The sequence below is a fragment of the Acetobacter nitrogenifigens DSM 23921 = NBRC 105050 genome, from assembly GCF_000429165.1.
Lineage (GTDB): Bacteria > Pseudomonadota > Alphaproteobacteria > Acetobacterales > Acetobacteraceae > Acetobacter > Acetobacter nitrogenifigens.
This window is the reverse complement of sequence record NZ_AUBI01000014.1, coordinates 82,609-93,909: the sequence shown is the minus strand read 5'-3', so window position 1 is coordinate 93,909 and position 11,301 is coordinate 82,609. Positions and strand designations below refer to the sequence as shown.

14 protein-coding genes are annotated in these 11,301 nt (G+C 58.3%); 7 read left to right on the top strand and 7 right to left on the bottom strand.

The window, feature by feature from the left end:
• The 3 genes from G442_RS25590 to G442_RS0114730 form a co-directional block, all read left to right on the top strand.
• A partial coding sequence (locus G442_RS25590) for a Gfo/Idh/MocA family oxidoreductase (protein WP_026398612.1) occupies positions 1-409 on the top strand: 409 nt, incomplete at its 5' end.
• Between the two features lie 740 nt (positions 410-1,149).
• Positions 1,150-1,425, top strand: coding sequence for a formaldehyde-responsive transcriptional repressor FrmR (frmR, locus tag G442_RS24505; RefSeq protein ID WP_084440628.1), 276 nt, complete (start codon positions 1,150-1,152; stop codon positions 1,423-1,425).
• Positions 1,426-1,486: 61 nt separating this feature from the next.
• Positions 1,487-2,599, top strand: a complete 1,113-nt coding sequence (locus tag G442_RS0114730; RefSeq protein WP_026398611.1) for an S-(hydroxymethyl)glutathione dehydrogenase/class III alcohol dehydrogenase — start codon at positions 1,487-1,489, stop codon at positions 2,597-2,599.
• 117 nt (positions 2,600-2,716) lie between these two features.
• Here the strand turns inward: G442_RS0114730 and G442_RS0114725 are convergent, their stop codons facing one another.
• From G442_RS0114725 to G442_RS0114705, 5 genes are all read right to left on the bottom strand, one after another.
• Positions 2,717-3,274 (bottom strand): cytochrome b, encoded by a 558-nt coding sequence (locus tag G442_RS0114725; RefSeq protein ID WP_026398610.1) that lies wholly within the window; start codon positions 3,272-3,274, stop codon positions 2,717-2,719.
• 2 nt (positions 3,275-3,276) lie between these two features.
• On the bottom strand, positions 3,277-4,356 hold the full coding sequence (locus tag G442_RS0114720; protein ID WP_026398609.1) for a catalase family peroxidase: 1,080 nt from the start codon (positions 4,354-4,356) through the stop codon (positions 3,277-3,279).
• Between the two features lie 70 nt (positions 4,357-4,426).
• On the bottom strand, positions 4,427-4,762 hold the full coding sequence (locus tag G442_RS0114715) for a hypothetical protein (RefSeq protein ID WP_146882515.1): 336 nt from the start codon (positions 4,760-4,762) through the stop codon (positions 4,427-4,429).
• Between the two features lie 97 nt (positions 4,763-4,859).
• Positions 4,860-5,609, bottom strand: coding sequence for a molybdopterin-dependent oxidoreductase (locus G442_RS0114710; RefSeq protein ID WP_026398607.1), 750 nt, complete (start codon positions 5,607-5,609; stop codon positions 4,860-4,862).
• The gene (locus G442_RS0114705; RefSeq protein ID WP_026398606.1) at positions 5,606-6,229 is read right to left on the bottom strand and encodes a cytochrome b/b6 domain-containing protein; all 624 of its coding nucleotides are present in this window, start codon (positions 6,227-6,229) and stop codon (positions 5,606-5,608) included. The genes G442_RS0114710 and G442_RS0114705 overlap by 4 nt, the downstream gene beginning before the upstream one ends.
• A 158-nt stretch (positions 6,230-6,387) precedes the next feature.
• Here G442_RS0114705 and msrB point away from each other — a divergent pair, with 158 nt between their 5' ends.
• The 4 genes from msrB to G442_RS0114685 are packed head-to-tail and all read left to right on the top strand — an operon-like array spanning position 6,388 to position 8,770.
• On the top strand, positions 6,388-6,852 hold the full coding sequence (gene msrB, locus G442_RS0114700) for a peptide-methionine (R)-S-oxide reductase MsrB (protein WP_035376703.1): 465 nt from the start codon (positions 6,388-6,390) through the stop codon (positions 6,850-6,852).
• Between the two features lie 15 nt (positions 6,853-6,867).
• The gene (gene msrA / locus G442_RS0114695; RefSeq protein ID WP_051292364.1) at positions 6,868-7,569 is read left to right on the top strand and encodes a peptide-methionine (S)-S-oxide reductase MsrA; all 702 of its coding nucleotides are present in this window, start codon (positions 6,868-6,870) and stop codon (positions 7,567-7,569) included.
• 39 nt (positions 7,570-7,608) lie between these two features.
• On the top strand, positions 7,609-8,139 hold the full coding sequence (locus tag G442_RS0114690; RefSeq protein ID WP_026398603.1) for a sigma-70 family RNA polymerase sigma factor: 531 nt from the start codon (positions 7,609-7,611) through the stop codon (positions 8,137-8,139).
• Complete coding sequence (locus G442_RS0114685) at positions 8,129-8,770, top strand: NrsF family protein (protein ID WP_026398602.1); 642 nt, start codon at positions 8,129-8,131, stop codon at positions 8,768-8,770. Before G442_RS0114690 ends, G442_RS0114685 begins: the two co-directional genes overlap by 11 nt.
• A 404-nt stretch (positions 8,771-9,174) precedes the next feature.
• On the opposite strand, the gene prpB is transcribed toward G442_RS0114685, so the two are convergent.
• Positions 9,175-10,089: a methylisocitrate lyase gene (prpB, locus tag G442_RS0114680; protein ID WP_026398601.1), complete on the bottom strand. Its 915-nt coding sequence runs from the start codon at positions 10,087-10,089 to the stop codon at positions 9,175-9,177.
• On the bottom strand, positions 10,086-11,255 hold the full coding sequence (prpC, locus tag G442_RS0114675) for a bifunctional 2-methylcitrate synthase/citrate synthase (protein WP_026398600.1): 1,170 nt from the start codon (positions 11,253-11,255) through the stop codon (positions 10,086-10,088). Before prpC ends, prpB begins: the two co-directional genes overlap by 4 nt.
• Positions 11,256-11,301 lie beyond the last annotated feature (46 nt).

Sequence of the window (11,301 nt, the reverse complement as noted above, 5' to 3'; positions counted from 1 at the left end):
GCTGCTTCGGTTTGCAAATGGGGCTACCGGTTCGCTGTGGTGCAGTCAGGTCACGCTGGGAGCCCGTAATGCTTTGACCTTGCGCATCTGTGGCGACAAGGGGGCGTTGTCCTGGGCTCAGGAGACGCCGAATCATCTTGTGCTGGCTGACGCGGGCGGGTGCGAACGCCTGATGAGGCGAGGGGAACAGCCCGGGGAGGGCAGTCTGCCGACGGGGCACCCCGAGGGATTTTACGAGGCGTTCGCTCAGCTATATCGCGATGCGGCCGATTTGGTACGATCAGCAGGCTCGTCCGCGTCTTTGGAAACAGCTCAGATTTTGGGACTTGAGGCGGGTGTTCGGGGAATGCGGTTCATCGACGCGACACTGGCGTCGGCTGAAAGCGGCAATATCTGGGTCGCGATATAATCAGGGGATCGGAAGGCGAGATCATGCTCGGGCCGAGATGCTTTCTCTCAGGGGGGAGAAAGATGCACCAAATTGCGTTTTTGGCCAACGTGGCTCTGAAGCGTGTCGAATACGTTCGGTGTTATAGAGCCAATCATTCTCTCTCGCTCTGTTGCTCTCTGGATCGTTACAAGATTTCATCTGGGTGGCGATGTGGTGAAGCGCGGCCGCCGGCAGGGGGGCGCCTGTAAGGGCAGGGCCCGCGGATGGCGCCGGGACAGTCGACAACTCAACCACCAGAATGCGAAAAGTGAGTGCGTTCTGGCGCCGACTGGCGAAGGAAACCGGGGCTGAATCCTATGTCGCTGACTCGGCTTGTGGTGTTGATCCGCTCTCATGCGGGCATACCCTCTGGGTCATTTCTTGAGTCGTAATAAAAATTCTCTATTAATAGTTATTAATAAAATTAAAAATTTTCGATTTTGTAGCGACTTAGAGGTGTCGCGTCGTAATTGTGTTCGGGAGGTTTGGGGGATTTTCTTGCGGCGTAATCGCCTAATTTTATAGCGGACGATTGCAGAAACCATACACCAAGTAACTACGTGCCACCTGCTGTGCAGCACGTAGTAATGGCCATTTGCAACCGTGCCCGGCGCTAGAGATAGCTCCCCTGTAATGACATCGTGGGGTCGTCAAAATGAGGCTTGCCGTCCACGTCAGTCTCCCGTTATATACTCCTGCCCAGTAACTGAAGGCGCTCCATGCCCCACAGCCCAGCAGAGAAAAAACGCGCTCTTGCAAGAGTGAGGCGAATCCGGGGGCAGCTTGACGCCCTGGAGAGCGCATTGGAGCAGGGACGAGAGTGCGGGCCCGTTCTGCAGCAGCTGGCGGCTGTCAGAGGCGCTGTTAATGGTCTGATGTCCAGCGTTTTGGAAAGCCATCTGCGTGAAGAATTTTCTCATACAGAGGCAAGTCATGGTGTGACCGAGCGATCAATCGATGACGTGATTGCGCTGGTCAGATCGTACTTACGATAAGCGTTGGAAACGCTTCTGTCCGGATGCGATCAGTCGTCAGGTTATTAAAAGGAATGTCGAAGTGAAATCACGAGCAGCCGTTGCGTTCGAGGCAGGTAAGCCCCTTGAGATCGTCGAAATTGACGTGGATCCGCCGCGCGCGGGCGAGGTGCTGGTGAAGATTACTCATACTGGCGTCTGTCACACGGACGCTTTCACCCTGTCTGGCGACGATCCTGAGGGACTTTTCCCTGCAGTTCTCGGCCACGAGGGCGCTGGCGTCGTAGTGGAGGTAGGTGAGGGGGTCTCCAGCGTGGCGCCGGGCGATCACGTTATTCCATTGTATACGGCGGAATGCGGCGAGTGCCTGTTCTGCAAGTCAGGCAAGACGAATCTGTGCGTTTCGGTCAGAGCGACACAAGGAAAGGGGATTATGCCCGACGGGACGAGCCGTTTTTCCTACAAGGGGCAGCCAGTCTATCATTATATGGGATGCTCGACCTTCAGTGAGTACACGGTCGTTGCCGAGGTTTCTCTCGCAAAGATCAGCCCGCAGGCTAATCCAGGGCATGTTTGTCTGCTCGGTTGCGGCGTGACGACCGGGATTGGCGCGGTGCACAACACGGCGAAGGTTCAGCCGGGCGACACGGTGGCCGTGTTCGGGTTAGGAGGGATCGGTCTGGCCGTCATTCAGGGCGCTCGGCAGGCGAAGGCGGGCCGCATTTTCGCGATTGACACCAATCCTGACAAATTCGAGCTGGCGGGCGCGTTCGGCGCCACCGATTTTTTGAATCCGAAGGATTATGACAAACCTATCCAGCAGGTTCTCGTAGAGATGACGACCTGGGGCGTCGATCACACGTTTGAATGCATCGGGAACGTCAATGTCATGCGCGCGGCGCTCGAGAGCGCGCATCGCGGATGGGGTCAGTCCATCGTCATCGGCGTGGCTGGGGCCGGGCAGGAAATAGCGACGCGTCCGTTCCAGCTCGTCACAGGACGCGTGTGGAAAGGATCTGCGTTCGGAGGCGTCAAGGGTCGTAGTCAGCTACCAGGAATGGTCGAGGACGCGATGCGGGGTGATATCCAGCTGGAGCCTTTCGTCACCCACACGATGCCTCTGGACGACATCAACGATGCCTTCCGTCTGATGCATGAAGGAAAGTCCATTAGATCCGTCGTTCATTACGAATGACGACTCAGGGTCACAGTGTCTGAAATGCGCTGAGAGCTTTAACGCTCTCAGCGACAAATTCATCAGGCATGTTGATTTTATAAAAATCCGAAGTGTCGTAAATTTTTCTTCTATAATTTACTCAATCTGCGTTCTCACCTGCGGACGCCTCCATAACATAGCTTGAAATACGCCGTCCCTGAGCAGGAGACCATGAACAAGCGCCCCTGTGATGTGCGCGAGGATCACGCCGAACAATCCTAACGCCAACCACGTATGGAGCGCCCTCAAGGAGGCGTACAGAGCAGGATCGGGCGACAGGATCGGAGGCAGGGTGACGCCGCCTGTTATCGAAACTGGATAATCGCCTGCGGACAGCATGGCCCATCCGACCAGCGGCAGGGCGATCATCAGCAGATAGAGCGCGACCTGCGAACTCCCAGCGATGAGGCGTATCCCTTGCGGGAGCGTCGTCGGCAGTGACGGTGCGCCGGAGGCGACGCGGTTGACCAGACGTAAAAATGCCAGGGCCAGAATCGCTATTCCCAGAGGGCGGTGGAGTCCGACAAGACGATGATACGCGGGGCCAGTGCTGGCGACCATGGCGACGCCAATGAACAACATAGCGAGAATCATCAACGCCATGATCCAGTGGAGCCCCCGTGCAAGCGGAGAAAAATATTTTCTTTCAGACATAACTATTGTCCGTTCGGGGAAGAATTTAAACTGACCGCGCTGGGCGCCTTCATCTCTCCTGAACGCGCAGTAAAAGAACGAGCGTAGACGGCCGAACGTGCGGCGGGAATCGGATCGTCGGAAGGAGTTATGCCCTCAGGCAGGATCAGGGGATCGAACGTGATTCCGGTACATGGTCCGCCATCTTCGCTTTCCGCCTTGTCGAGAACAAGCGTCCCCGCGTTGATGCGTGTCCGCCCGGCAGGCCACGCAGCAGTGGGATCTGCTGTAGGATCTCCGGGCTGTCCGAGCACAATCATCAATTTCCACCGCAGCGGGTGCTCGGCCAATGTCGCGGTAAGGTCATCAAACAGGTAATCACGGCCGGTCTTGACGCTGTCCTGCGCTGGAGCGGGCTGCTCCGGCTCCATTGCCCAGCGGACGGGCGTCGTTCGCCCGTCCGCGTTGACGAACAGGAAGGCATCAAGGCTGTTATAGGCGTCTTCGGAAAAACCCGAAGACAAAGAACGCTGTTTTATCTGGCTGAGCGCGTGCGCTGTTTCTGGGTGAGCAGCAAGAAACGCGCCGATACGAGCGGGATCTGGCTTCCGTGTTGTCGCTTCCGGGCGAGAGGCGATCAGGAACGAGTTGAAATCACGCGCATTGCGAAAGAGAAATACCGGAATATCGTTCATGCCCATGCGCCACTCGCCACCGTTGGGGGGCATGATCCGAAGGGCGAGGCTGCGCACTTTGTCAGGTGCATCGTCTTGATAAGGTAGTCCGCCTGCCAATGCGAAGCGTCCGATGACTGGAGAGCGTTCCGCGCTGAACAACGCGGCTCTGGAGTAAGGAGAGGCTTGACCGTTTCCTTCGAACCATCCCGTAACGCAAACGCCTTTTGCATGATTGCGACGAAATCCGGGATGCGGACCGTCAACACTGTCAAACGTGCGGATGACCGTGGCTGGCGTCAGGCGATCGGGTGTGAACCAGCCGGCAGCGGCGATAAAGGCGACTGCAAGAGCAGCAGGAACCCCGATGACCACACCTACGCGTCCAGGACTTCCTTTTTCTGTTATTTTCTGCCGTATCCATGACATGGACGATCCGCTCCCGTAGGTCATGTTGAATAAAAAATCAGGTATGATTTCAAAAAAATCATTGAGAAAACTAATCTTGCGAGTTGTTTGATTCCTCGGCATGCGTGTTCGATATGTCCTGCGCAGAAGACGCGGCATCTTTCTTCATCATCATTCCTGTTTGCTTTTTCGCCATGCTGTTATTCGACGACATATATCCGTGTGAGGTGTCGCCAGCCATGTTTGTGTGTCCAATTCCGGCCGGTGTCATTTTGGGTCGCGCTGTTTTATTATTAGTTGTTTCATCATGGGCTACGGTTCCGGGAGACATGGCGCCGGCGGAAGCCTGGGCTTGAGCATAGGTGACGCCGCCTGACGCGAAAACCAAAGACAGGGACATAGCTTGAATGAATGAGCGGAAAGACATGGTTTTCTCCTTTAGCAGGCTTCGCGTGAGAGAAAGAGATCCTCCTCTCGTCCACCACATTCTTCGAACGACAGGCGCATCGGGTTACAGAATTTTTTTATGATCCTCCAAACCAGTCGTAACCTTGATCCTCCCAGTATCCGCCGGGAAACGAGTTTGTGACTTCTACTGAGGCGAGATATTTCGGATTTTTGTAACCCAATTTGGTTGGAATCCTGACCTTCATTGGCGCGCCATAGGCAGGCGGCAGAGACGCGTCGTCGAAATCCAGAACCATGATCGTCTGAGGATGCAGGGCGGTCTCCATGTCTATGCTGGTCGAGTAATCGTCAAAACAGCCGAACTTGACGTATTTGGCCCGTGTGTCCGCTCCGATATGTTGAAGAAATGTTGAGAGCCGCACGCCTGACCATGAGCCGATAGCGCTCCACCCCTCGACGCAAATGTGGCGTGTGATTTGTCGCTGCAGTTCAAGAGCCCGGAACTGCGCCAAAGACCAGGGGCGCTTGTCAGAAACCAGACCGCCAACTTCCAATCGCCAGCGTGATTCATCGGCTACACGAATTTCCTCCTGATCATAATAAGCGTTGAACGGAAACGGGCGCGTTATTTGCGAGGTCGAAAATTCGCGGGCCAGACGATTGCGGCTGAACATCATCGCCTGGACATGATCAGTAAACCCCATGATCTTGGCGAGGGCCTTTTCGACGGATGGTTCGTCGTCGATCGCGCAGCCTGACAGCATCGCCAGCCCACCCAGCGACAACGCGCTTTTCAGCATGAATCTTCGCTCTATGCGCCGTAACTCCGTGGCGATGAGGCTGCGATCAATCGTTGGACGCTTCATGAAGGTTTGTCCTTGTCGATCACATGAATGCGCCGCCCAAACACCATGCCAAACAGTGTCGAAGGCACGATCAAAGTGAGGCAGACATGCACGATCAGGAAACCGACGATCATGCACATCAATGCGAAATGCAGGCGCCTGGCGATGTCATAACCGCCAAAAACCCACGTCAGAAAACCAAGTTGCACCGGCTTCCACATAGACAGCCCCGTCGCGACCGTCAGTGCGGCGACTCCCAATACGCTGCTGTAAAGCAGGCGCTGTATGGCGTTGTATGTCCCGGGCGTATGTGTCAGGCGTAAACGGGCGGCCAGCCCGAGATCGCGTAGCAGCACCGGTACGGTGCGAGGCCGCAGGTCACGGCGCAGGCGCCCCGACGCCATGCCGTGGATCAGGTAGACAGCTCCGCTGCTCATCAGCGACCACATCGCGGCGAAGTGCCACGCAATTCCGCCGCCGAGCCATCCGCCCAGTGTCGCCCACGCGGGAAAAATGAAGGGCAGCAATGGCGAGGCATTGTAAATCTGCCAGCCGCTGCCGATCATGACGAGCACGGACAGGGCGCCGACCCAATGCGTGATGCGGATAACGGGCGACGGCGAACGGGGGCGATACGCCATGCCGGGAAAGCTTTCACAGAGGTCATGATCGCACGTTCGTCAGACGCGACCCAAAGGTTACGCCGTTTGAAAAAAATAAGTGGCCGCCGGACGTGTAACCAGTCAGCGCCATCTGTCGAAGAACGCAGCGTCATTTCCCGAATGGACGGAGACCCGCCATGTTCGCTCGACGCCAGTTCCTCCTTGCCGCCGCGATGTTGTCGGTCGCAGGCGAGGCCAGCCGCGCTCAAACACATTTTCCGGTTACGCGAACCGATGCCGAATGGCGCCGGGCTCTCACACCCGTCCAATACAACGTGTTGCGCGAAGCGGGCACCGAAGCCCCGTGGTCCAGCCCTCTTCTGGACGAGCACAGGTCGGGACGTTTTTCTTGCATCGGTTGCGCTACGGCGGTCTTCGACGCCGCAGCCAAGTTCGATAGCGGCACCGGTTGGCCCAGCTTCACTCGCGCGTTGCCGCGAGCAGTGCAGGAACACGCCGATGACTCTCTGGGAATGGAGCGCACGGAGGTGCTGTGCGCCACGTGTGGCGGTCATCTCGGTCATGTTTTCGATGACGGACCGGCTCCGACAGGTCTGCGTTACTGCATGAACGGCGTGGCTCTCTCCTTCGCTCCGGCCTGAAGGGGATCGTTTCCAATGAAAACTTCGACATTTTGGGCCTTTCCCATTCTGGTCACGACACTGTTCGGCGCGGCGTGTCAGGCGGCGTCGGAGCGTGTGGCGATCCTGCTTCCCGAGCCTGTTCTCGGCGAAGCGTCCGAGGCGGATGGTCGACGTGAAACGGCGGTGTTCGCGGGGGGATGCTTCTGGGGCGTGCAGAGCGTGTTCCAGCACGTGCGCGGCGTTACTGCGACGCGTGCGGGGTATGACGGCGGGGTGCGCAGCACAGCCGAGTACGACGTCGTCAGTGGCGGCGGCACAGGCCATGCGGAATCTGTCGAAGTCGACTATGACCCTGCGCAGGTAAGTTACAGCGCCCTCCTGCGCATCTTTTTTTCAGTGGCGCTGGATCCGACGCAGGCGGGCGGCCAGTTTCCCGATGAGGGCAGCCAGTACCGCTCGGTTCTTTTCGCCCGAACGCAGGAACAGGCGGCGATCGCACGCGCCTACATAGCCCAGCTTGATGCCGCGCACGTCTTCTCCGGCACGATCGCCACAGTCGTAGCGCCTGACAAGGGTTTTTACCCGGCAGAGGCGGAGCATCAGAATTTCGCCGCGCGCTATCCGTATAACCCTTATATCGCCGCCTACGACGCCCCGCGCGTGGCTGCTCTCAAGTCTCTGTTCGGCTCCATATACCGGGACGATCCAGTCCTGACCTTGGCCGGAGCCGGATAGCGTGGCAGGAAGGGCTGCGCGCCAGATGCAGGAGGCTGTGTGACCGAAGCGGACTGGAGCCGGTGGATGGCGGCGGCCCAGAATGGCGACGCCGACGCCTATCGCCATGTTCTGGGCGAGGCCTCGGCGTGGCTGCGCCGTTATTTTCAGCGGCGCCTGCCGCCGTCTATGGTCGATGACGCAGTGCAGGATACGCTGCTGGCGGTGCATGAAAAGCGGCACACGTTCGACCCTGCGCAAGGTTTTGCTCCGTGGATCGCGGCGATTGCGCGCTACAAATGGATCGACCGTTTGCGTGCGATGCGACGGGTGGACATGACATCCCTCGATGACGAACTGCCGGTTATGGATCACGAAAACGCTGTCACGGCAGCCCATGCTCTGGAGCGTCTGCTCACGTTGCTCAAACCCGCGCAGGCCGAAGTCATTCGTCTGGTGAAGCTCCAGGGCTTCAGTATTGAGGAAGCCGCAAGGCTGACCGGGCAATCCGCTGCGCTGGTGAAGGTCAACATTCACCGAGGCCTGGGACGGCTGAGCGATGTAGTGATGCGAGGCGCCGATGTCGACTGACCCCCTGATCGGCCGCCTGACGGCTGAATTGCAGCCCGTCAGACGGCAAAGCCCACGCCGCGCGGCGCTGATTCTTGCAATGCTCTGCATTACCGAAATCATCGTCCTGCTGTCGCTGGGCTGGATGCGCCCGGATATGCCGCGTGCAATGGGTATGCCAAGTTTCTGGTGGAAGACAGCAAGTCTGACCGTGATCATGATGATCGGGGCGACGACGACGTTGCGCTCGCTCAACCCGACACGCTCGCCACGCCCAGGTTTGCGTGCGCTCGGCTACGTCGTGCTCGCGGCTCTGGCCGCAGGATGGATGATCGATGCGGCTCAGGTTGGCCCGATCGTTCTGTGGCGGCGTCTGGACCCGGTACACGGGTTGCGTTGTGCGCGGAAGATCATCGAGTTGTCTCTGCCGGTGGCGCTGGCGCTCGGCGTAATCGTCCGGCGAGGCGCCTCGGTCGATCCGCGTGGTACGGCATGGGCGGCTGGTTCTGCTGCAGCGGCCTGGGGAGCTCTGGCGTTCGTTATGGCATGCCCATTCGACGATCCGCTCTATGTGGCGGTCTGGTATTCTCTCGGGTGCGGCGTCGTCTCGCTTGTCACCCGGCTGGCGCTGCCGTGGCTCACGCGCTGGTAGCGGCGAAAACGGATTGCTGGTGGCGCTATCATGATCGCTCCAGGTAAGATGTATTTTCATTGGAATAGAAACGCCCATATCGTTGACGCATCTGCGGGCTTCTTGATGCGAGGCAGGGGGCGTCTTCGGCAGGGCGAAATTTCGAGCCAACTTGTGTAGGCTGGCGGATTGTGTGGTTGTTGAGCCTGTGACTGCCGTTCCGGACGAACTGGCCCCGTTTCGGAGGTCGTTCGTCCGGTGCAGAAAAGCCAGAATTTTGTAATGTTGCGTTTTTGAAGGAGACTTCCAGCACACTGGTCTTCCAGCCAACTTTTCGCTGGCGGCCCCGCAGGCGCCGCCGCGCGATGCGATGTCTCCCGGTCGTCGTATCAGCGTTTTTGTCTGCGTCGCGAGGTATCCAGTCCTTAGGCGCCTACGGACGGAAGGACGGTCTCGACAATGCTTTTATCGAGCGCCTCGTAATCATGATAACGGAGTGTCTTGTATAGTTCTTCGCGGGTCTGCATGCGGCTGAGCATCGCTTCCGTGCCTCCATCCCGCATGATCGTCTCATACAGATCGGCCTGCGCCTTGTTCGCCACGCGCAGCGAACTGACCGGCCAGATCACCATACTGTAGCCCATGTCTTCGAATTCGCTTGCCGTGTAGAACGGCGTGCGACCGAACTCCGTCATGTTGGCCAAAAGTTTCACGCCCGGCATGCGCCTGGCGAATTCCCGGAACATTTCTGCGTTCGTCAGGGCTTCCGGGAAAATCGCGTCCGCGCCAGCTTCGATATAGAGCTTGGCCCGGGCGACTGCGCCATCCATTCCCTCGCTCGCCGCAGCGTCCGTACGCGCGATCACGACAATATCCTGCGCGGCCTTGCGGGCGGCACTGACTTTCATCGCCATATCGTGCGGGGTGGCGAGCTTCTTATCGTTTAAATGCCCGCACTTTTTCGGCAGCAACTGGTCTTCCAGATGCACGGCTCCGGCTCCGGCGTCTTCAAATGCGCGAACCATGTTCATGACGTTCAACGTCTCGCCATAGCCGGTGTCGCCATCGACGAGAAGCGGCAGATTGGAGGCGTGCACGATCTGCTTGATAAAGAACGTGACCTGATCGATCGTAATGATCCCCAGATCCGGCAACCCCATGCTGGCGGTCATCGCCGCGCCCGAAAGATACAGCGCGTCGAACCCGGCGTCTCGCGCCTGAAGAGCGGCCTGTCCGTTATGAGCGCCCGGTAGCCGGAGGATGCCCGGAGCGTTCAGAAGTTCGCGGAATTTCTTCCCTGCCGAGACTCCCGCGCGTTCGCTTCCGATCAGATATGTCATGCTGCTTTCTCCTGATTGCCGCGCCGGTGGATATGAACGAACGGTTGGTCGTCTGGGCCGACATACTCTGCGGACGGACGAATGATCTTGCCATCCTGACGCTGCTCTATCACATGCGCGCTCCACCCGGCGGAACGGGCGATGACGAAAATAGGGGTGAACATCGCCGTCGGAATACGCATCATGTTGTAGGAAACAGCGCTGAACCAATCGAGGTTCGGAAACATCTTCTTGGTTTCGGCCATGACGGACTCAAGCCGTTCGGCGACGTTGTAAAGACGCATCGAGCCATGCGTGCGCGACAGGGCGTATGCCGTGCGCTTTATGATCTCGTTGCGCGGATCTGCAATTGTATAGACCGGGTGTCCAAAACCGATGACAACCTCGCGGTTTTCGACGCGCTTGCGAATGTCCGCTTCTGCTTCGTCCGGCGTCTGGTAACGTTGTTGTATCTCCAGCGCGACCTCATTCGCTCCTCCATGCTTGGGACCTCGCAGGGCGCCGACGCCGCCGCACAACGCGGAATAGATGTCGGAACCCGTTCCGGCGATCACCCGGCACGTAAAGGTCGAAGCATTGAATTCATGTTCCGCATAAAGAATCAGGGAGACGTGCATCGCCTTCACCCATTCTTCTGGCGGTTTTTCGCCATGGAGCAGGTGAAGAAAATGGCCGCCGACACTGTCATCGTCGGTCTCAACCTCGATCCGCCGCCCGTTGGTCGCGAAGTGATGCCAGTAGAGGAGAATCGAACCGAGCGACGCGATGCAGCGATCGGCGATCTCTCGGGCGCCGACAGGGTTCTGATCCCGACGCTCGGGCAGAACGCACCCGAACGCGGAAAGGCCGGATCGCATCACATCCATGGGATGCGCGGCCGCCGGAATCTGTTCCAGCGTGCGCTTCACATTATCCGGCAATCCTCGCAGAGAGCGGAGTTGCGCCTTATAGGCGGAGAGCTCCGCCAGGTCAGGCAGATGGCCGTGTATGAGAAGATGCGCAACCTCCTCATACTCACAGTTTTCGGCGAGATCCTTTATATCATACCCGCGGTAGTGCAGGTCGTTCCCGCTGTGTCCGACGGTGCACAACGCCGTGGTCCCGGCGGTGACGCCTGACAGGGCCACGGACTTTTTCGGACGCTTTGCTTCAGAGGTTTGCGTCATGACGGCTTGTCCTCCTTTTTCTTTTTCGATCCCTTGCGAGCGCCCG

Bases quoted from the DNA above. Each gene is read 5' to 3' on its own strand.
- frmR (WP_084440628.1), top strand. From the start codon at position 1,150: ATGCCCCACAGCCCAGCAGAGAAAAAACGCGCTCTTGCAAGAGTGAGG.
- G442_RS0114725 (WP_026398610.1), bottom strand. From the start codon at position 3,274: ATGTCTGAAAGAAAATATTTTTCTCCGCTTGCACGGGGGCTCCACTGG.
- G442_RS0114720 (WP_026398609.1), bottom strand. From the start codon at position 4,356: ATGTCATGGATACGGCAGAAAATAACAGAAAAAGGAAGTCCTGGACGC.
- G442_RS0114715 (WP_146882515.1), bottom strand. From the start codon at position 4,762: ATGTCTTTCCGCTCATTCATTCAAGCTATGTCCCTGTCTTTGGTTTTC.
- G442_RS0114710 (WP_026398607.1), bottom strand. From the start codon at position 5,609: ATGAAGCGTCCAACGATTGATCGCAGCCTCATCGCCACGGAGTTACGG.
- G442_RS0114705 (WP_026398606.1), bottom strand. From the start codon at position 6,229: ATGGCGTATCGCCCCCGTTCGCCGTCGCCCGTTATCCGCATCACGCAT.
- msrB (WP_035376703.1), top strand. From the start codon at position 6,388: ATGTTCGCTCGACGCCAGTTCCTCCTTGCCGCCGCGATGTTGTCGGTC.
- msrA (WP_051292364.1), top strand. From the start codon at position 6,868: ATGAAAACTTCGACATTTTGGGCCTTTCCCATTCTGGTCACGACACTG.
- G442_RS0114685 (WP_026398602.1), top strand. From the start codon at position 8,129: ATGTCGACTGACCCCCTGATCGGCCGCCTGACGGCTGAATTGCAGCCC.
- prpB (WP_026398601.1), bottom strand. From the start codon at position 10,089: ATGACATATCTGATCGGAAGCGAACGCGCGGGAGTCTCGGCAGGGAAG.
- prpC (WP_026398600.1), bottom strand. From the start codon at position 11,255: ATGACGCAAACCTCTGAAGCAAAGCGTCCGAAAAAGTCCGTGGCCCTG.